The organism is Paraburkholderia bannensis (assembly GCF_014200455.1).
Classification (GTDB): Bacteria; Pseudomonadota; Gammaproteobacteria; order Burkholderiales; family Burkholderiaceae; genus Paraburkholderia; species Paraburkholderia bannensis_A.
On the sequence record NZ_JACHBW010000042.1, the window covers coordinates 1 to 21,280 of the forward strand.

General features: G+C 56.5%; 13 protein-coding genes and 2 pseudogenes. 4 read left to right on the forward strand and 11 right to left on the reverse strand.

Translation table 11 applies throughout. From position 1 onward, the window contains the following. Nucleotides 1-381: 381 nt before the first annotated feature. From F4827_RS34160 to F4827_RS34170, 3 genes and pseudogenes are all read right to left on the reverse strand, one after another. Nucleotides 382-1,512, reverse strand: coding sequence for an IS110 family transposase (locus F4827_RS34160; protein ID WP_183733445.1), 1,131 nt, complete (start codon nucleotides 1,510-1,512; stop codon nucleotides 382-384). 708 nt (nucleotides 1,513-2,220) lie between these two features. Then, nucleotides 2,221-3,879, reverse strand: coding sequence for an alkaline phosphatase family protein (locus F4827_RS34165; protein WP_183733448.1), 1,659 nt, complete (start codon nucleotides 3,877-3,879; stop codon nucleotides 2,221-2,223). 194 nt (nucleotides 3,880-4,073) lie between these two features. Then, nucleotides 4,074-4,736, reverse strand: a pseudogene (locus F4827_RS34170) (IS6 family transposase). A gap of 788 nt (nucleotides 4,737-5,524) precedes the next feature. Here F4827_RS34170 and F4827_RS34175 point away from each other — a divergent pair. Next, on the forward strand, nucleotides 5,525-5,725 hold the full coding sequence (locus tag F4827_RS34175) for a hypothetical protein (RefSeq protein ID WP_183733451.1): 201 nt from the start codon (nucleotides 5,525-5,527) through the stop codon (nucleotides 5,723-5,725). A 621-nt stretch (nucleotides 5,726-6,346) separates the two neighbouring features. Here F4827_RS34175 and F4827_RS34180 read toward each other — a convergent pair. Beyond that, nucleotides 6,347-7,189: a lysozyme inhibitor LprI family protein gene (locus F4827_RS34180; RefSeq protein WP_183733454.1), complete on the reverse strand. Its 843-nt coding sequence runs from the start codon at nucleotides 7,187-7,189 to the stop codon at nucleotides 6,347-6,349. 57 nt (nucleotides 7,190-7,246) lie between these two features. Next, on the reverse strand, nucleotides 7,247-7,498 hold the full coding sequence (locus tag F4827_RS34185) for a PAAR domain-containing protein (protein WP_183733456.1): 252 nt from the start codon (nucleotides 7,496-7,498) through the stop codon (nucleotides 7,247-7,249). Between the two features lie 61 nt (nucleotides 7,499-7,559). Here F4827_RS34185 and F4827_RS34190 point away from each other — a divergent pair, with 61 nt between their 5' ends. Beyond that, nucleotides 7,560-7,934, forward strand: coding sequence for a hypothetical protein (locus F4827_RS34190; RefSeq protein ID WP_183733459.1), 375 nt, complete (start codon nucleotides 7,560-7,562; stop codon nucleotides 7,932-7,934). A 231-nt stretch (nucleotides 7,935-8,165) separates the two neighbouring features. On the opposite strand, the gene F4827_RS34195 is transcribed toward F4827_RS34190, so the two are convergent. The 5 genes from F4827_RS34195 to F4827_RS34215 all read right to left on the reverse strand — a co-directional run bounded on the left by F4827_RS34195 (nucleotide 8,166) and on the right by F4827_RS34215 (nucleotide 15,461). Next, nucleotides 8,166-8,738 carry a lysozyme inhibitor LprI family protein gene (locus F4827_RS34195; RefSeq protein ID WP_183733461.1) on the reverse strand — a complete coding sequence of 191 codons (573 nt, stop codon included), beginning with the start codon at nucleotides 8,736-8,738 and terminating at the stop codon, nucleotides 8,166-8,168. A 162-nt stretch (nucleotides 8,739-8,900) separates the two neighbouring features. Then, entirely contained in the window at nucleotides 8,901-9,152 is a 252-nt protein-coding gene (locus tag F4827_RS34200) for a PAAR domain-containing protein (RefSeq protein WP_183733464.1), read from the reverse strand. Between the two features lie 277 nt (nucleotides 9,153-9,429). Further along, nucleotides 9,430-9,921 (reverse strand): hypothetical protein, encoded by a 492-nt coding sequence (locus F4827_RS34205; protein WP_183733467.1) that lies wholly within the window; start codon nucleotides 9,919-9,921, stop codon nucleotides 9,430-9,432. Nucleotides 9,922-9,923: 2 nt separating this feature from the next. Beyond that, entirely contained in the window at nucleotides 9,924-12,881 is a 2,958-nt protein-coding gene (locus tag F4827_RS34210; protein ID WP_183733470.1) for an N-acetylmuramidase family protein, read from the reverse strand. A gap of 69 nt (nucleotides 12,882-12,950) precedes the next feature. Further along, nucleotides 12,951-15,461, reverse strand: a complete 2,511-nt coding sequence (locus F4827_RS34215; RefSeq protein ID WP_183733473.1) for a type VI secretion system Vgr family protein — start codon at nucleotides 15,459-15,461, stop codon at nucleotides 12,951-12,953. A 664-nt stretch (nucleotides 15,462-16,125) separates the two neighbouring features. On the opposite strand from F4827_RS34215, the gene F4827_RS34220 reads away from it, so the two are divergent. After that, nucleotides 16,126-16,665, forward strand: a complete 540-nt coding sequence (locus F4827_RS34220; protein ID WP_183733476.1) for a hypothetical protein — start codon at nucleotides 16,126-16,128, stop codon at nucleotides 16,663-16,665. Between the two features lie 87 nt (nucleotides 16,666-16,752). Then, entirely contained in the window at nucleotides 16,753-17,748 is a 996-nt protein-coding gene (locus F4827_RS34225; RefSeq protein ID WP_311675251.1) for a hypothetical protein, read from the forward strand. A 189-nt stretch (nucleotides 17,749-17,937) separates the two neighbouring features. Here F4827_RS34225 and F4827_RS34230 read toward each other — a convergent pair. Then, a pseudogene (locus tag F4827_RS34230) lies at nucleotides 17,938-20,873 on the reverse strand (Tn3 family transposase). Between the last annotated feature and the right edge of the window lie 407 nt (nucleotides 20,874-21,280).

The following is a 21,280-nucleotide window of genomic DNA, read 5'->3' on the forward strand; positions in this document are numbered from 1 at the left end:
GGCACTCCGCGGTTTCCTCCATCGGGTTTATTCGACGCCTGCCGCCCTGCGTGGAGGCATGCACATTCCTGCGGCCGATGGCAGACATCGAATAACCTGATATGACTTTCCGTGTCAATCGGAACATATGGTTTGTATGTTTCTTATGCTCAAATGAATTCCCTGAGGGCGGCGTAGCAGTAAATCTCGACGGTGAATCATCCTGATATCCGCGGGTTGGTTACCGCATTACAGTGGACCGTCTCATGAGCCTGCCGCATTCTTAAGCCGCAAATCGGGTGATATCCGTTGCCGGATTATGCCGCGGGTTACTCGTGTAACCGGGCTACGCCGCCTTCAAGAAACTCGTGGAGCATGGGGGAGTGCCGTGGTCTTTTCTAATCAAGTTGCCTCTGTGGTACGAGGCAACGCGAGCGACATCGCCAGGCGTCCGATGTCCCAGATGAAACCTGACAGTTCACGGGCGATGGCTACGACCGTAGTATTGGCATTCTTGCCACGCGCGGCCAGCCTCCGGTATCGGCGACACAGTCGAATCTGCGCGTCCCAGGCGCGATCAATGATGGCCTTTGGGATGCCTTCGTGCCGACGCTGGATGTCGGCGCTTACACGCGCAGGGTGCCGGTAGCTCCACGCAGCTTCCACGAGCAGCTTTCTTGCATAGCCGTTGCCGGTCTTGGTGATGCTTCCCCGCCGTCGCTTGTCACCCGATGAGTGTTCTGACGGGGTGACGCCGAGCCATGCCATCAATTGGCGCGGATGGTCAAAGCGGGACAAATCTCCGAGTTCGGCGAGCATTCCAACGGCCGTGGTGAACTGCACACCACGCATGGCCTGCAGGCCCAGGACGGCCGGATAAAATCGCCAGGTCGTCACCGCCTCCCGCAAGGCGGCTTCAACGCGCTGGCATTGTGCGAGCCGGTCCTCAATCGTACGCCGCAGTTCCTCAAATGCGAATTGCTGCCACTCGCTGACAAACGCATACTGACTTACCCAGCGCCGGTGAGCAGGTCCCCAGTCGGCATGACCGACATAGCGTACGTCGTGTGTCAGCAGAAACGATTTAAGCCGTTGCCGCGCCTGCCTCAAATCATCCTTGGCCGTCATCCATGCACGGGCCAGGTCACGGAACGCCTCGTCCTCGACGGTCGGCACGTGTACCTCTGACAGGTCCCCAGCCCGTAGGGAGCGTACGAGCTTGACCGCATCGCGCCGATCCGTCTTGACGCGCTCGCCGGGCTTTCTGGGAATCAACGACGGTGCGCACACCATGCAGTCGAAACCCTTCTGGAGCAGTTGCCGGTAAAGGCCGTAGCCACATGGTCCTGCCTCGTAGACGACACGTAGATGGCGCGCTTTCGATTGAAGACGTTTGCACAGACGATCGATATCCGTCTTCGTCGTACCGATCTTGCCGAGCAGTTCGACCTCGCCCGCGCCGGGAGCATAGGCGACGGTGATCGAATCCTTGTGAACGTCCAGGCCGACGTACACCGTGCTATCGTTTTCCATGCTGGCCTCCGTGCCGGAAATCGCCGAGGTGTCGCGCTATGCACACCATGCGGCTCTGGCAATGCTAACCCGCGTTAGATTCCCTCACGGCGGGCCAGCCTTTGCCTCACGGAAAGTCATACTGTCTTAACGGCTGGCGCCTGACGCAGCGTCCAAGAACGGCCACTCACGGCGGCGTGCACTGGTCGACATCGCCGCAAAAGTGCGGCCCAGTCGCTAACCGGTGTTAGCGATATAGCTGCGTTTTTTCACGAAACTGCTTCCGTGCAGACCAAGCCTCATAACCTTCGGCGATCCTCGCGGCGATGTGAAGTGTCGAATTTAATGCGGACTGAGGCGAAGTGACTTTCTTAATGCGCTCGGTGTGGAAATAAAACTGTCGCTTCGACGACGGAGAGCGCCGTTTCTTAGGCGCCGCGCCGGTGACATCTTTATTACGTCCTACGTTAGCGAACTTCAAGATGGATTGCCCAGGCACCTACGCCCCAGCGGCGAATTGGGTATGCGCGATCCGGCACCTTGTGCATTAAAGGTGCACTGCTTTGGCGCGGCAGCGTGCACGCGCCTCACATTGCGCGCTCACCTCAGGGAGCCGGAGGAGCGGGTAGTTCGCCAAATGCGGCATGGCGCCGCGATGGGATGCAGCGTACGCGACGTCCGGGGGGCCGCGTACGCTGTGATGCTGCGACGAGCAGGTTCTAATGCAAGTCAGTCGTTGCGCTCGATACCAAGGTCCGGCAGCGCATGAGTGTGTTCCGCATCAACCGAGTGCAGCAGGTGCGGATTGAGGCCCAGCGCGCGGAGGATGGTCGGTGCGACCTGTGTCGTCAGGACATAGTCGTCGACCTTGCGGCCGGGGTGATGGAGTCCCGGGAGCGACACGATGAGACCCAGATGGTTATCGTCGGGCGCGTTGCCGCCATGCTCTTCATCCTTCTTCGTGCTTTTCGTATAGATCACGCCTGGGTTCGGCTGTACGATGATGTCCGGCGTGCGGCCGTGTGCAGGATCCCCGAACCGGTCCGCGACGCTGTCGCCGGAGAGAATGTACGCCTGCGGACCGTCCGTGCAGATGCCCGTCGTAGTACAGTGGTTGTTTGCGTTCAGCGTCGCCACGACTGTCTTCGCCTGGCTCTGGTCACGCAGCCAGATCAGACCGACGTCATCGGTTTGCACGAAGCCCGTCCCGGTGAACCCCTCACCGTCGTTCAGGGGACCCGTATTGTTGTTCTGGCCGTAGTTGCCACTCGAGTCCAGATAGTTCTTGGCCTGGAGAAGTGCCGACAGCGTATCGCCATTCTTGACAAGCTTCGTTTGATCAGTCGGCGACTGGCCGTGCTTCGCCGTCACGATGATCAGGGTCGACGAGTAGAGGTTCTTCTGCTTCAACTCCGACACGATCTTGCCTAGGGAGTTATCCAGATACTTGATCGCGCCCGCAACGTCCGGTCCCGGCGTGAAGCTCGCGTCCAGGTAACCGCCGCCCTTCGTGGCAACCGGCGCCTTTTGCGCCACGCTCAAGGTCTGGAAATTCGTGCCGAATAGCGTCGGGACCGGTGCGCTCTTTCCCGTCGAGTCTTTGCCGTCTATCTGATTGAGGATTATCTGAACGTGAAAGTCATCGAACTGTTCGGTGTGCGTGTAAAAGTCGGTGTAGTCGGACATGGGCGGGGGAGTGCTCGGATCGAGCGAGTTGATCTCGGTGCGAGCGAGATCGTCGACGCCCTTGCCGGACGGCCCATTCAGCCAGTCATAGCCCCACGCGTGCTTGTCGGCCCAGGCGGTGCGCGCATTGGCAATGTGCTGCTTCACGACTTCGAAAATGGTGTTTGTCTTGATGTAGTCGTGCGGAAAGACGTGCGTGCAGACGCCGTTGATCAACGCATCCGGAATCGCCTGGGGATTGAAATCGCCGCCGCCGTCGAGGTGGACTAGCGCGCCACCGTTAAAGCCGTCTTTCCCGGCAGTTTCGTCGAAGACGACGTTCCATCCCTGCGCGCCTGTGCAGTTCTTGGTCGGCTGGTAGAGGGTTCGGTCATATGACACGTCATAGAAGAGGCCTGTGGTCTTCGGCGATCCGCCCGTCACCAGCGCGGCGAGGCCCGGGAACGAGTCGGAGAGGCCCGGGGTGTGCGCGTTCGTGTATGTCACGCCCGACATCGCGAGCTGCGCGAGATTCGGGCAGGTATTGCCGCCAATACAGCGAGCGACATCCTGTTCGTGCAAGCCGTCGAAGCTGATGAGAAGTACATGCTTCACATCGTGCGGTTTGTCAGCCTGCGCCACAGGAGCATGCAGGCTGGCAAGCGCCACAACACTCGCGCCAAATGCAGCGCTCACTCCACTCCACTTCCGTGACTCGTTCATCTTATTTGCCTCATTGACGTGCGTTGGGGGAACGGTAAACGATTACGCCCATCAATTTGGATTCGAATTGAGACCTTGAGATGAAGGGAACCTTACATTTAATATGCTATCGGGTATTCACCGAAAAGTCTGATCACAGACGGTTCTGGTGCAACTAGTAAGTTCGGTGAGAAGTTTCTTATAAGCAGGATAGCTTATCGATCAGAGAGGATAGCATTCCATACATCAGGCGCCGATGCATCTCTGAGGCCGAGCCTCGCGAGATCGAACTAGCCCTTGCGAATGCGATGCGTCAACTTGATGCCTGAAATCGTGGCCGCAGCGCTCCTTATCCGTTTGAAGCCGAGCATCACATTTTTTTTGGATTTGATTTGGCGGTGGCCCTGCTTTATCAGGTTATTCAGATATCTCGAAGACGGGACCTTCGTGTTTTCAGGCAGAAGGCCGTCGGCCTTCATCTCCCGCACCGCGCGGTGCGAGGCGGCATAACCATCGAGCGTGATAGTCTCTGGCGACCGGCCCTGATGCCTGATGGCCTTGCTGAAAAAGGCTTTGGCGGCGGCCACGTCGCGCCTTGCCCTGAGCAGGAAGTCCGCCGTCTAGCCAGCCCGATCGACTGCCCGGTACCGGTAGACCCACTTGCAACAAACCTTCAGTTAGGTCTCATCGACGCGCCACGAGCGCCCCGCAGGCATTGCGAAGTGGTTCCAGCGTTTGACGAACTCGGGCGTATAACGCCTCACCCAGCGCATGATCGTGGTGTGAGCCAGCGACAAACCCCGCTCGGCCAACATCTCGACCAGATCGCGTAGGCTGAGGTTGTAGCGCAGGTACCAGCGAACGCACAGAATGATGATCTCCCGATGACAATAGCGTCCGCCGAACTACTTCTCCAGACTCTTTAGCTTGCTCATCGCGGGTCATCAGTTCAATTTATCCCGACAACTCTAACCTATTCGCCGACCCTATTTGCACCGGATCCCACTACGGCACGCCCAAAGAGCGACTGGCTCTCAATGTGTTCGACATTGTCGACGGTGAACCGCCCCCGGAATCGTGGGGGGCTGGTTGGTTTAAGTTAATGCAGGTTCAGCGGCAGCTGTTTCAAGTTGCCAATAGAAGTTTGTATATGAACGTCTTCCGTTTGAGCAAGCTCTCTTCGATTAAGCCTCGGTCGTGCATCGAAACTCGCGCAAGGGGGCGCTCTGTCGATCTATCGCGGCGTTGTTCATCGGGCCTCGCATCGAACGTTCGACAGCCACCGCGGTGAGTTTGCCGAAACATAATCGAAGTCTCTATAAACTATAATGATCGTCGCGATCACCGCGACTGTTCAAAGGATTCGTGTTTTTCAAAGGAGACTGGATTGCTTCGAGCCGCGCTATTGATCACGAGCTGCACCGCCCTCTCGGCCTGCGTATCGAACAGCAGCGCCGAGTACGCACTGCGAGCCTATCCCATCCACGACGTGAAGATTGGCGGCCCAGCACCAGGAGTATGCGACTGGAATGAAAAAACTGGTGTGCACTACACCGCAATCGACAATGAGACGAACAAGCTTGTTTCGGGCGTACTCTGCACTAACCTGGGAGAAACGAATTCCATGCTTCACGACGATCAATGATGAGGATGAGGAATACGCCTAATGGCCATCCTTTTGCTCTTCTTTACACTTGTCGCCACGCCATTTTGGCTGATCGCATACTTCTTTTTCGTGCGCGCAGCCTACCGCGCGGAGCGCCCCTGGACCGCAATTGTCCTGCATGTCACCACCGTGTTTCTGCTCTTCGTCGACATCATGTTCCTGATTACGATGCGCAGCGGCAATTCGACTTTCAACAACTAAGCGGACGCCGATCTGTATCCGGTGCCGGACATCGGTAAACAGGGGCCCGCACGCCGATAGCCGCCACTCCACGGCCTTCGTTCCACGTGACTTCTATCGCGCGTCCATCATCAAGAATCCACGTTTGCCTGCGCTCCCCGGCAGAGATATCGCGCCCAGTCATTCCGGCAACGCTTTCGCCTAAGCGGAGTCGTGCCATGCCGCAACATCCGATCCTCGCAAAGATCTGATCCGTAATCTCGTTGTGCGACATCGCTCCGTCCTCAAGGGCCCACCGGTAGGTTGTCGGGATGATCCAGGCGTTTCCAGGTCTTGCCGTCGAAGCACGCGAGATCCTGCCCCCTCATCGGCTGCGGAGAGTCATCGGGCACAAGCCTGACGTAACCACACTTCACGGATTCGGAAAAATCCGGAATCCATGCAATCTGGATAGAAATTGCGACTTTTGGCGACGTTAGGCGAATTAAAGTATCATTTTCGGTGAAATAACACATAAAATGCGGTCATTAAGATTATGTTAAATAACATCAGGCGAGGAGCAATTCGCACGGCTTTCTGGGTCCCATTGAGTTTTGCGTACTTTTCCGGTTAGACAGGCTTATGACTGATTTCTCAGCGCGGTCAGTCCGAACGCATTGCAGTAGCTAGCGCCTCAAGTCGCGATCTCATCGACGCAAGTATGCAGGCAGGATTGGAGCCGCAGGCATCACGCTGTTGCATCCAATGACGCTGGCTGTGATTGAGATCTGCCGCTTGCTGTGAGCCTAAGTCTCTCGCGTGTGCCAGGGCCAGTTTATATGACGCAGCAACACTTTCGTCGAAAGCGGCCAGTTGATATGAGCCACAGATCGCGCGCTCAGTGGCCGACGTCGCTCGATCACACTGGAACGATGCTTTGATTGCCGAACTTCCGGAAATCCTTTCAAGTACAAGGATAGATTCGTCTCGCCAACGCATAAACAGTTTTTGATCGCCGTCTGGAACAATCCAGGCACCGGATACAGCAGTGTTACCGGGCGCGCCATTCGATATTCCTAGATCGCCCTGCCAAAGGCCATTTGAACAGGTGAGACTGATAGCCCGGACATGTTGCTCACCGTTGAAATTGAGTTTGTAGTCGCGAACCGGATTCGCGTCCGCTGAATGCTTATCATCGTAGCCGCCAACGCTGCGGAGCATTAGCTCCTTGAGCGAGGTATCGATGTATCGCACCTCCGGATCTGCACAACGATCCATATCATTCGATGCATCGTCGGTAACACCAACGCGCGAGAAATCAAAGATGCGGCCTTTAAGGCGTGGATCATTCCAGATGTACTGAGTCGGACGTCCCGACTCAGTATTGAGATGGACTTCCTCGACCCGCCATTTACCGATCAAACTATCCGGTAGTGTTGCGCCGTAGGCATCGCCCGCACATAGCGAAATGGAAAGGATAGCCAGTAAGTAATGGCTAATACGCATCGTTTAGGTCATTTGGATTCGCGACGCCGCAGGCAAGATATCGGCAAGCTCCACGCTTTAAACGAGGCTCGAAATGAGGTGGCAGCCGCACGTCACACGATGTCCATGTCGTGCGATCGGAATCCCATCGTCTTTCATCGAGGTATCGCCATCCTCGATGAAATTCGGTGTCACCTCTGGATGCTTGGAACATGAAACTCGATCGCCCTTCCTGGCAACGTAGCGACCATCAAAGAGCATGCTGGATGATCCGGTTTCTACGTTGCCACCATGATCCATCTGATCACCAATGCGAATAAAATCTATCATTTGACTTGAGAGCCGGTAGTCGAAAGCTTGAATTTCCAGACCACTGAAGTGGTTACTTTCCGTGGAATTGGGTAACTCTCTGGAACAGATCATCGTCCTGCGTATTTATAACAATAATCTTTCCATTCTTCTTCCAAAGCCACGTACATTGCCCTCGGTCAGCGTCGGAGCAAGCTTGCATTTCCGGTCGCCCCTGACACCTTACGTCATCCTGACTGCAAGGCAACACATTCGAGCCATGATAAGGATTCCATCCGTGCTTGAGCATGATTTGACGAACTTTTCCGTAGGGCGTTTGGGCCTTTATGGCTGGAACACCCAGAGAATGAACGCTAGCTTCTGCGAAAGCCTCTTGGGTAATCAAAAGAAGCAGAAGAAAAAGATTCTGCTTAATAAACTTGACTTTCAAACTCACCCCATCTCCTATGCGACCTGATTGAGCAAGTATATGAGCGTAGCCGTCGAAGCATAGGGCGTTGTGTTCGCCGCCCGTTGATACGCGTTCCCGTGATACAAGTTTCCGGTCCGGCGCGCCTACACAAGGTCAAGTCTTTCCTCCGCGTGACGACTTGCTACCCGCGAGGCTTGCAATCGTGTGTTAGCTCGACGAATAGTGGACGAGGCGTGTAGATCGCCGTCGTCCATCATAGAATGTAAGCGGCAACGATCACCAATCTCTATAAAAATTAAGACGGGCTACACAGGCATTGTGTTCTTCACTAAGCCTCGAGTTAGTCATTCGACAATCCAAGTTGACGTAGTTTATCCAATTCTGATCATTTCTTTGAGCGTTATACGTCAGAAGCTTTGAGATCACCTTTTCCGTATCACCATGCTCGTAAAGGTTGGCCATAAGCTTAAGCGATCGTCGAAACTCCTCCATTCCTGAAACACCCGCTAGATATCCTATTTCCTTTGCCCTGGATTCTGTGATGGTATCCAAGCAAGTCCATTTGTCGATGCCTGCTTCTTCGCCAGGTCTGATGCTGTCAAACTGGGACTGACAATATTTTTCTTTAAACCCGATCCACGCCCGCTGGGTCACAATCAGATTTTTCCGGTCAACCTCGGGCAATTTCTTCAGTAGATCCGCATAGCTCGAATTGAGTTGTTTATCGGACGACTCGTACCCTGCCTGTGCACAGCGCTCAAGATCGTTGTTTGTCTGCGCATCGCACGGCTTCGAAAATGAAGACTGCGACACAAGAAATAGAATCGATAAAAAAATTATTTTTCTCATTTATTTACCTCCAGCAATTTCAATGCGTACCTTTATGCCGGGGTCCCGTTGAGTTTCGTGCACTTCTCCGGTTAGACAGGCTTATGACTGGCGTGCCCTTGTCTCGTGGCCTGTCTAGCGCGGGCTAACCGGAGAATCGCGCCGAAATTAAATCCCCTCGAGTTATATGAGGCTTGAGATGAGATGGCAGCCGCACGTTGCACGGTGTCCATGTCGCGCGATCGGAATGCCGCCGTCTTTCATCGCTTCATCGCCTTCCTCGATTAAATTGGGCGACACGTCGGGGTGCTGTGGACAAGAGACGCAATCTCCCTTACGTGCAACGTAGCGACCCTCGACGCGCATACTCGTCGATCCGGTCTCGACTCTTCCATTGTGATCGGTACTATCGCCGATTCGAATCAAATTTATCATCCGCTTCCGACTCAAAATTAATAGCAATTCCCGATAACCAAATTTGTGACTCAACCGCGATATGAAGATTCGTCGAGTTTCGCCTCCGTGCTCGACGCGGCATTTCTCGGCGCGGTCAGTCCGAACGCATTGCAGTAGCTAGCGCTTCAAGTCGCGATCTCATCGACGGAAGTATGCAAGCAGGATTGGAGCTGCAGGCATCCGGCGTACTAGTCTCGAGCGCATTGAGGCAAGAATGTATGGAGATCCGGAGCGCAAAATATCTAACCTTCAAAGTTCAGAAACACCCGAGCGCACTGCTTTCATCACATTTCAGCTTACTGATCATTCGAGACATATGATCGACCACTTGTGATCCACATGCGACCTGTGCTTTCTCGTCCCCATCTTTGGATACGGCCACTCCATAGCGAGGCGAAGCCGCTTCGGTTGCATCGTAATTTCTGAACACAGAATATTCGTAACCTGAGGTTACGAAACCGATTCTGCTGTATTCAACGCTCGGTCGAGTATAGTGATTATAGAAAAACCCATTTTTCGAGTTTTCTTCTGCAGTGTGTGAAATTTCTATACTATCTTTTCTTCCATATCGATAAGAAATTTCATTGCGGCGCTCATCCAGACACAGTGAAATTATCTTAGAAGTCTTAGTTAAACAAGAGAAAACTACTGATTCCGCAGGCTTACACAGTGAAGGCGCAGCATCGACGGAATTGCACACAGCAGCCGAAGAACACAGAAAAAATAAAATTTTTTTGGATAATTTCATTATCAACCCAATTCATTGTAGTTGGCCGCGATTCTAGTATCGTAACCATTTTGCTTCTTACCATTATATCGAATCGCAAAGGCATGCCAATTCTTGCTTACAATTGCGCTATGCAAAACTGGATCCGACTTGATAAACGACGTAAACGCACGAAGCTGGTTTGCCTCAGATTCGCTAACGGCTTCCACATAGTCATTCACACTTTCGAAACCGGCAGCCGAGGAGTTACTGCCTAATATCTGGAATCGCCCCCAAGACGCAGAGCGCAGAGCCGCTTCTGGATCAAGCTCGTATGCCTCCATCAGTTTTTCATACTGAATTTTCTTCAACCCGTAGCCACCCTGTGTCGGATCTGAAATTCGAGGGTGGGATTGATCATATCTACCTTGAGTTTCCCTATGGAACAAATGGCGCTCAAAAAGAATAGCGGGTACCGGATCGTCTTCTGAGGCCAAATCCTGACCTGGTCTGAAATACGGACCGGAAGAGCCTGTTTCCGTCTTCGCAACGGCCTTAATAGCGCGGGGCTCGCAACCTAACTCGGCCGCAGCGCTGGCGTAATCCTGATCATTGATAGGTACGCCATTGGATTTCAGCAAGAACTGAAGCTCGACCGGCTCACCTTTAATAGTAATAACCGGGTGCGATGTGCAGGTCGTAAAATTCCCGACCAGAGCGATCGGATGCAAATGCCACGGCTTGGCATCCTTTGGAAATGCTTGGATGCTTGCCGCCTTCTCCCACCATTGCAGTTTGCCGATTCGATCTATTTCCGCCTGCCAGAGCCATAGCAACTTCTTCATCAATGGACTTACTTCCTCCCATTTCCCTAGGCCTCCGCCCCACTCTGTCTCCGAACGCACGATCAAATGTGAAACTGCCTCCGCAATCCACGGCGTTTCCTGTGCGTGTCGCAGTTCTTGTGCCGTTACCTTGCCATCGTGGTTGGAATCGACAGCATTCTCGAGCTTTACAATCAGCTCCCCTGCGTTCACCGCAAGCGCGCTCGGCTCAAAGTCTGACTTGCTCTCTCCGGGCAAGTACTGGTCAGTCGCGTATAGGTAGCGCTTCAACATTTCGACCGGTTTGAAGCCAGTATTGTCGACCAGCTCAAAGCCCGGCCAGTCCCACGGTCCGCACATTCGCGCCAACGGATGGTCCTTCTCGCAAACCCACCCTTGTCGCTGCGAACCATCCTTGCTCGCGAGCGTGATGTTCCACCAGCGAGTGCCGTTTTCGTCCAGGGCGATGTTATCGGCACCGAGCTTGTCAAGGTCGGTGCGACGGAACACCTCGCGAAAGTCCGCTCCCGGGCCTTTGACCTTGGAAAGACTCAGCGGAAAATTCGTCCAACCGAGAATTAAATCGGCGGTCGTCGTATTGGCGAGTTTTGCATCGACCCAGATCTTTGTGCCCACGTTCTTGAATGTCACGTGCGGATGATGGCCGCCACTGGTTTTCTTTTCCTGGGGCTGCACGAGGATCCAACGACAGCCACGCGCTGGAGCCACCGGCGCCAGCTTCAATCCACCAGCGGGAGGCTGCACCTTTTGATCACATTCCGGAATACTAGTAACGAGAAGCGCGCCAGGCGAGACTTCCATTAGCGTCTTCGCACCGGGAAGATCCCGTCCGTCTTTTGCCTGGTGTTCAGCGTTCCGGGCCTCAGTCGCGCGCTGCCGGCTTTTGTCGATGAACGCCTTTAGTTCCTGACCGGCGAACACTTCAAGATGCGCAAGCGAACGTACCGTTGCGCCCTTGATGACCTTCGCATCCGTATAACGCAAATAGTGGCCGGGTTCCCCAACTATGTCCCCGGCTTTCACCGGATAAGGATTTTTCAGGACGACCACCGTATCGCGAGGCTGGGGATCAACAACCAGGTCGAGCCCGGCTAGCGGAACCCAGCTCCATGGGGCATGGGCGTCAACCGTCTTTCCGACCATGGCTGCGACGGGCTGCCCGCTTTTAAGCGACTTGATCTTCACCCAGCCTGGATGTGTCTCGTTGTCGGACGCAATGAGTTCTGCCCCTTTGGGCAGCACCCCAATCATTTTCCCGTTCGGAGTGATGCAAATGCGCAGGCCGACGACGGGCGGCGGCGGGGGCGGTTCGTCATCAACCGGCGACGGCGGAACGGTGTAGTTATCTTCAATAAACGCGCCGAGCGGATCGTAAGCCGGCGATGGCGCAGGTGTCGGCTTTTGGCGCTTCGGCACCGCCTGCTTGTCCTGGGCCTTATCCCCAACCCGGTAATAGCGGTCACCCTGCCAATAGGGCATGGACGCGAGGTTAAGCTTTTTTGTATCGATGCCCGTCACGCCTTCTTTGGTCTGTGCGGCCTGATAGGTCGCATAGTCCGTCAGGTGCATGTAGAGGCTGAAGAAGGTCAGCGTTTCATCCGGCGCTGCCTGCTTTGGTGGCTGCGCAGCGGGAGTACTTCCGGGTTGAGCCGACGACGCTGCTTGCGGCGCAGACGCACCTTGAGAGCCCGAGGCCGGTTGCGCGGCCGTTTGGCCCTGACTTGTAGACGCGGCAGCTCGGGTCGGGAGCGGCGGTAGGGCCAGCTTGTGACGGATCAGCACGAAACTGGTCGAATAATACGCATGACGGCCGTCCCGATAGACCTGCTCGGGATACGCGCTGTCCAACCTGTAAGCGACCACCTCGCCATCGGCGATGGCCCTCACACCCTCATCCTGATTCAGTAATTTGGCCGTATTCTGGTCGAAATGGATGCCGCCATGGAGCATGCCGCTTGCGCCCAAGGGGAAAAAACCATCCTCCGCCGATGCCAGCGCTTTCATGTAGGTCATCGGATCGCTCGCGTCCAGCTTCGAGTCAAGCGGCGTAAACGGAAACGCCCAGTTTTTCAGCGGCTCATCGACGGGCTGCGCTGCCGGTGCCGCTGCCGACGGCTGTGTGTTAGTGGGCTGCGTGGGATGGGTATTCGTGCTCATGGGGCTGACTCAATATTTTGCAACTGTGCGTTGTTTGCTGGACGCAATCAGGCGTTAGCGATTTCCGGCTTACCCGGAAAAAAGCGAACCTCGTCCGCCATCCGTCGAAACGGGACTCGCCTGTAACGGGTTGTGAACGGTTCCACTCCCTCCCCCCGGCTTTTCCCAGTCCGCGCACTTCTCCAGAATCTGCCCCGTCGTCACGTTCTCAATCACCCCCGACTTGATGCTGATATACGACCCGCCCGCACCGAGCCAGATTTCCTTCGCCGCCGTGATGACGACGCGGCCATTCGAACTTTCGACCGTCACATCGTCGAGACCCGCCATCGTGATCGGGCCGCCTTGCGCCTGAATGCTCACCGGCCCTTTCGCCGCAAACACCTTGATTCCAAGGTTTTGCGCGAACAGGCTGATCTTGTCCATCACGCTCGCAAGCAGCGATTTGCCCGCACCGATGTTGACGTCGTTGCCTGCAACAAGATTGACATGCTTGTTCGCGGTGACATGCACCGATTGCTGCGACGAGGCGGCGATGCCATCGGGACTTGACAGCAGCATCACAGGCTTCGCGAAGCCATTCGCGTTGCCCGTGCCGCCACCTGCCGTGCGACCGCCATTGGACGTTGTGCCTGCAACCGATTGCTGGGTCGCATCGGTGAATGTCTTCAGCGCATCATGGCCGTCCTGCAGGCTTTCAGCCTGGTTCGTCTGGCTCGATTTCGATACGGTGTCGAGCAAAGCCTCCGCAGCCGCGAGCTGCCCGGTCGCCGCAGAGACGTTCATTGGCTGCGCGCTCGACGGCTGCGTCGACACATACAACCCCTGCTCTGCACGCACTGCGCCATATGCGCCCGATTTCAGGTCGAATCCCCGCCCGAGGAACGACCCGCGGGTGTTATCCGTATGATCAACCAGATACCCCAGATGGAGGTGCGAGGCAAAGCTCGTCGTGTAAAGATGAACGCGGTTCTGGCCGCTCGAATCGTCAAGCACCAGCTGGTTGTAGCCGTCGCCGCCAAATTCACGCGAACGAAAGCCGGACAACACGCCGTTCGTGTTCCACACCGGCATTGTTTCGCCGCCATGCAGGCGCGAGATGACCACGGGCATATCGCAGTCGCCGTTTACGAACGCAACGAGTACCTGGTCACCTTTGCGTAGCGGGAAATACCCGCCGCGCTTCGATCCCGCATCCGGCATGGCCGCGCGAATCCAGGCCGATGCCTTTTCGTTGCGATCCTTGCGGCTATAGGTCATCCATACCCGGACGCGATTGCCATCATCGGTGGTGATTTCTTCGTTCTCTGCCGTCGCCACGATACCGGTCTGGACGTGCATTTCGGGCTTGCGGTGCTCGAACGGACTGCGGAACGGCACGAGGCGGCGCTGTGCCTCGATTTCCACCTGGATAAAGCCCACGCTGCCGTCCGCATGATGTACGTCTGTCCCGCCCCGGGCAGTCTTCGCCTGCTCAACGGCTGCGCGCAGGCTCTTGGGAAATCGCGCGAGCGTTTCCATGCCCGGTACGTTGTTCTGGATCAGCCAGTCGCTGGCAATAATCGCCAGCTCGCGATCCTGCTCAGGCAACCTGTCGAAATCAGGATGGCCGCTTAACGTGAACCAGTAACCCGGAAGCGCATAGCGCGGACTACCCACCGCGAAGTAGCGTTTTGCGCGCGAAGCCCATTCTTCGGTCCTGATTCTCGCCTGCAGTTCGCCCTGGTCCGAGCCGCCCCAGCTCTGCGAGCCGGCGTAGAGGTAATCCTCCCCCTGTGCTGGCAGTTCGTCCGTGTCGGCGGCTGGCATGCTGATCTGTTTGGGGAGATCCGGCCGCTTATAGTCGACGCTCGCCAGTGTGAGCGTCGCGCTCTGCACTTCCTGCTGCTCGCCTAGTTGGGTCAGCCCGTCAAACTCTTCGTTGGTGCCGGCGCGGCTGAATTTCAGTTCCTTCTGCGGAAGCTGGGGCCCAAAGTAAAGATCGTCCGCGATCACTACCGTGTGCGACTTGCCATCGCTCGCAAAGTCGAAGCGCGGGAACACCCCCACCTCTTCCATGCTGCGGTGGACGAAATTCCAGTCAGTCTCCCATTGCACGCGGTTTGAGTATGAGCGGATCGGCGAGCGCAGGTCAAAAGTAAAGCTGCCGTTTGCCTGGGGATGCTTCGCGAACACATCAGACAGGATGTCGCGACCGCTTGCTTCCTGCCAGTCGCGGCGATCGCTGCTGAGTTTGAGAAAGCTCAACCACGATGAAAAATGGAGCTGAAAGTACGTCACCCCGCCGTCGCTGCCAAGGCGCAGGGCGCGCTGCACGTAGCCGTGGATTGGCAGGTAATTGCCATCGGACTGCCTGATCCACAGCGTGACCGGCCGCAGCATCAAGGCGCTGAGCTTGATCTGATCGTCGAATGTCGATGCAGCATCGACCGTCACGTCGAAATTGCGACCGAGTCTGGCGTTGATCCTGATATAAAGCGGAATCAACCAGTCTTTGCCTAAAGGCGTATCGAGTTTTGCAAGACGGTCGAGTTGCGCGTATCCGGTGCGCAGCGCGCTGTCCAGCATCTCAGAAGCCATGGTGTTCCCCGTTCAGACGTCAATGCAACGTCGCCACCTGTTAATGGAAAAAGTGGACTACGTGTTTTGTCCGGTGATAGAGTAATTCTGACCGGAAATTAGCGTTGTCGGTAAATTTGCCAATCCATAAACGAATACCGGCCGTTAATTCGCGAATAATATCAAAGTCATTCTTTGCGCGCAGCATGAGAAAGCGGTTTTCTAATTATTATCGACAAGCATGCCGATTTAATGCGGAATGTGTTTTCAAAAAGCTTTCAATATGAAGATGCTTCACCTTACCGATCCGCTTCGTTATTAATCGCACTTCCTTTCGGCAAATGATGCAATAGGCATGACAACGCGCGCAGACCGATTTTCACGGGTCCAGGCCTATCGGGTAGCGGCCGGCTTTAGTTTGCTGGAGCGATCCTGGATTGGTGGGCACGAACCGCACCGATGTCATTGCGCACACGGACACGTGTCGTCGCAGCCGGGTGCCAGTCTGATGCGCCGTTTGCGGGGACAACGTGGCGCGCCGGAATGCGAACGCCGCTGGACGGTGCACATACTGCAGCGATGCCATGCAGCTTCCCTTGCATGGGTGGCCGCCGCACTGGCCGCGGTCGCTCTACCGGTGTTTGCGCAGACGCCGGATGCCGTCCGGTATGTCCCGGCGACTGGAATGCTCCTTATCACCGAGGCGGATCACACCCAAGCGCAATGCCGCCTCAATACGCAGCTTGAAAACGCCACGCCCGTTTTTAACTGGAACAAGACGATCGTAACGCTAGGCAACGTCGAGTACGTGAGCGTCAGGTCGGTAACGCGCTGCGCGGGTGGCGTTGTGCAGATCGAGCGCATTCCCGACAAGGCCGGCACCGTAACCGATGTGAACGTTGCGAGTGGTCTGTATCTCTCGGTGGCCGTCGTGAACTCCAGCCCACTCACCTACACGGCCCTGGTCGCAAAGCTCGGCAGCAGAGAGCCGGTCGCCAATTTTGCTGGAATGTATAGCACGGCGAAGAGTTCGTCGCGCGTACTCAAGGAGTCGTTTACTTACCTTGATTCGCGGCCTGGTCGCATCTCACCGGACGGGCGCTACGTGAGCGTTGACGGCAGCATGCAATGCACTCCGGAAGCTTATCCCGGCGTATGGGATCTAAAGCGTAAGCAAAAGGTCGTGCGCGAGAACGGTTGCGAATCGCTTTTCACATCTTATTGATGCACCTGGCGGCCTGGACCTCGCACAAAACGTCGGCCGCTATATGATCTGGCACATATGACATCAGCAGCGGACCGATTTTCGAACGTGCGAGCCTATCTGGCCGCCGCCGGATTTACCTTGCTGGAGCGATCCTGGCTGGGTGTGCAGGAACAGCACCGGTATCGTTGCGCACACGGACACGTGTCGTCACAGTCGGGCGCCAGCCTGATGCGCCGTTTGCGAGGACAGCGTGGCGCGCTGGAATGCGAACGCTGCTGGACAGCGCAGACGCTGGAGCGCCTTTACGAAACATCCCGTGCTGCGGGGGGCGAATGCCTTAGCAAGCGCTATCGCGGCAAGGCGGCGAAATACCGATTCCGGTGTGGTGCTGGCCACGGGTTCGAGGCGTCGGCTGCGTCCATACTGGATGGACATTGGTGCGCGCGATGCTCGACGCACAAGCGTGCGGAAGACCGCCGGCTTCAGGGAGGGTTGAAGCCGATTCAGGATCGCGCGCGTGAGCGTGGGGGTGAATGCCTGGCCGATACCTATAACGGCCGGATGGCGAAGTACCGGTTTCGATGTGGCCAGGGCCGCGAATGGGAGGTAGCCGGCATCGAGGTCATGCGCAAGGCCTGGTGCCCGCAGTGCTCTGTCGAACGGATGCGTCGGCCGCACGGGCTGGCTGAACTTCAACAGGCCGCCAATAATCGGGGCGGCATATGCCTCTCAAGCCACTACACCGGTGTGCGCCACGAATACGGATTCCGGTGCGCGCACGGGCACGAGTGGTCAATGCGTGGCGCCCAGGTACTCGCGGGGAGCTGGTGTGCGACCTGCAGACGGACAGAGCGGCAGGCTCGTGGGCTGGAGACCATGCGTGCCATCGCGGACGAACGTGGCGGCATCTGCTTGTCAGATGTCTACACCAACAACGAAACGAAGCTTGAGTGGGAATGTGCCCGCGGGCATCGCTGGTGGTCCCGACCGCGACAGATAACGTCCGGCAACTGGTGCGCGCAATGTCACTTCCACTCCCAGATCACGCTTGAGGCAACGCGGAGGCAGAGGCGCTACGAAGCCGCCGCACCCTCGCCTTGACCTTCGACATCCGCAAAGGTCAGTCAGCGAAGAAGCTTTCCGATGATGGTGTCTCCTTGATTTTCGTGCACGCTTCCGGTTAGACACATCGTTGTCTGGTGGGCCTTTGCCTTGCGGCCCCGTATAAATTTCTCTTTTAATCAATCACCTGCTGACTCCCCCCGGCAGCTTTCCGATTGGAACTATGCATCAGGCTCGGCGACTGGCGGTCGAAGCGTGAGGATCACTCTCAAGACTTGGAAGGATTCGGTGTGCGTATCGAGATACCGGAAAATTGAACGTCCCGCGCAGGTTGATTCCCTCCAGATGTGTCGGCGCGATTCTTCTCAAGTGTTCAGGTGCCAGTGGCTCGCCCGTGGCCGCCTGAATGTCTTCAAGAACGCGTTGCATGTGGGTGGTGTTCCACGCCATCAGGATATTGGAGAGAAGTGTGAGCGCGGACGATACCGCCGATAGTGATTCCTGACGGCGTGCAAGTTCGATCGGTATCTTGCCAATATGGATCGCGCGTTGAACGTTGTGAACCGCTTCTCCACGGTTCAAGACATGCTGCATCTCCGCCCGGAAAGGTGCATTGGTGAAGTAGTCGATCAGAAAGATGCTTCTGAACAGCCGCCCAATGTGAACGCCGCCCTCATATACGGCCTGCCCACGCGCCGCTGATCCGAAGCGAGTCAGAGCTTCGACAGCGGTACATTTCCCCGAACGGATAGATGCAGCGATCCTGACAAACTCGTCCCATACGTTGGCGATGAGTTCGAGCCTCACGTCGCGGTCAGTAACCGCAGCGAGTCTTGCCGGGACCTCATGGCGTCGGGGCACATGAAGCCGCCGGTCACGAAGGTGTGACAGGCGAGGGCATAGATCGAATCCTAGTGCGCGTGCCAGGCCCATTGCGAAATCGGTGTAGCCATGGGTGTCGACAGCCAGTTGCGCAATGTCGCCGGCCGCACTCTGGCGGACGACACCTTCGATCGCTGCCCCGGCCTGACGCTCGTTTAACACAATAGGCTGGTCGTAAAAGACACCCCATCGATCAAGCACGTGCGTGTACATCCCGATTGATGTGTGCGCCGCCGCGGATCGGCACGCGCCTGCCAGACGGTACGCGTCGTCTCCAGCGACATCGTGTCGGAAGACGCCAGATCGGCGCGGCCCCAGTGAGCGGCTACGGGATGCTCCTGCACGAATTCGAGGACAGCATCGGCAGCGAGCCGAAGCGTTCTCTTATCCTCAAGGCGTTTCATCATCTGACGGATTGCAGCCGGCGAAATCTCCGGGACCATTCGGGAGATCTCCGCTGCTGAGAGCGAGGTCCCATGCGCCAGCACGGCCGAATACATCATGAGCAATTCGACCCGCGATCGAGGCTCGCGCCCAAGCAGGATCCAGCTGAAGCGCGTTGCGCTGTCAATTTCGAGGATGATCTCTGGTAGCTGGCCGGGCGGATGGGCTGCAAAAATAGCTCGTCGCAGTCGATCGGCTTCGACGTCTTCCGGCTGGGCTTCCAATGGATCGAGATGCACGGCAGTATCGATCCACACGTTGCCGTCATCAACCGCACGATCCAGCAGCGCAAGGCGCTGGTCGAGATGGGCGAGTACCGGACAAAGAAATTCCTGAGGGTCCTGTGGTAGCCCAAGATGCCCGTAAAGGTTGTTACGCTTGGTCCGCCAATCTTCCGTGGTGATCAGCATATGTGCCGAACTCCGGAATGAAAAGCTGTGCCCAACAAAAATCGTTCCGTTGCGAAGAGCAATACGCAACGCAAAGAGCGTGGCCCATTCAAAGGCCACCATTGCCTTCAGACGGTCGTAACCATCGATCGCTTCCCGCCAGGGGCGCCCAAGCCGGATATTCACGCCGTCGGGCAACAGATAGGCGTGACGCCGGTAGAGACCACGCAACAGAATGATCGCATCCAACACCGGATGCACGGATTCCGATTCGAATGGCAACTGGACGACACTCATCAACAGATTGCGCGCGCAGTACCGCTTCCGAAGTAAACACTGCCGAATCTCGCCGCGGCGGCTGGGTACATGTGGTTGCAGAACCTGATCTGCCAGCAGGCAAAGCTCTTGGCCGAGCGCTTCGCGCGAGAGCGATTCGTCGTTCGCGAGCGCCTTTACGGCGAGAGCGAATTCACGAAGCTGATCAGCCGCTTTCAATCGCGCGCTCTCCACGTCACGGGAGGCATCGTTGACGGCTTTCAAGACCCACCGACGCAACATTGTGAGAACCTGATCGGTCGCTGTACAACGGCTGTATCGCATGAAACACGCCGCTTCAAGCCTTCTTCCTTGCGGCTCGATCCGTTTGCTGATCGAAGCTGGCCGGCTGGCACAGCGTCGCGCGTAGTGCCGTACGACCGCGTCGTTACACTCGCCAGGCCAGCAGTCCGCCGCCCCATACATCGTGAGCAGCTTGATCTTGTCGAGCACCTCACTCATCTGGTGCATCGAGCCGCGAAGCGGGACAGCCCACAGCCACCGCTGGAGACTTGTGTGGTCGCCATACGGCTGAGCCAGAAGACGCTGCCAACTCTCGAGCCGGTCGATGCCGAGCGCCTGGGCAAGCGTCTCGTGCAGTGAGTGCTCGATATCATGTACTGCCTGAATGACGAACTGCCTCAGCCTGCGATCTGGAGGTATCACGATACGATGTTCGTAAAACCAGCGCTTCAGATCACTCATTAGCTGCCCGCGCTCAGGACGGCCGGTGAGCTGTTCCTTGAGCCAGCGGATCACATACCGGCGCTGACGTTCGGCGATCGACCGGAAATTCGCCACAGACTTCGCAAAACTCTGGTGGTCGGACAGGGTCTTGAAGTTACCGTCATAGATAGACGGGAGCGTGCCGACATCCGGCGGCTGGACATCAAGCTGCTGGCCAATATGTCGCCATAGAATGGTTGGGATTTGCCTCTAGGAATCAAGCGGCTGTCCGGTCATTTTCAGAAAGCCAATGTGCAGCGCGATGGCCAGACGGTAAAGGTCGGTGCGCCGCGAATCGATCTGCGCCCGTTCGCGTTTTGAAAACGTGAAGAATGTGTTGATCTCGAATTCGCTCAACTCACGCGGCACCTGCCTGATCCCAAGATATGCCAGTCGCCAGTGATCCATCAGGCCGCTCCGCGTCGTTGACGAGAGCGGTCAAGCGTAGCTGCGCAAAATCATCGATGCCACGGTAGAAATCGGGATGTCGGCATGGAAGCCCAGCGACTAAGGAAAGCACCTGATCAGCGCCCAAAAATTGACATAACGTCTGATTTGCGGAGACGACTCAGTTGGTCGCAGTTGACATAACCACTCCCAAAATTAAAGTTTGATAACTTTGGTTATGTTAAATATTTAATGAGGAGACCGACCAACGATAAAGCCCGAGTTCGCCAACCTCGGCGCATCAGCCGACTCTGTGTCGCTAGGCGTTAAGGTTTATTCGATGTCTGCCATCGGCCGCAGGAATGTGCATGCCTCCACGCAGGGCGGCAGGCGTCGAATAAACCCGATGGAGGAAACCGCGGAGTGCC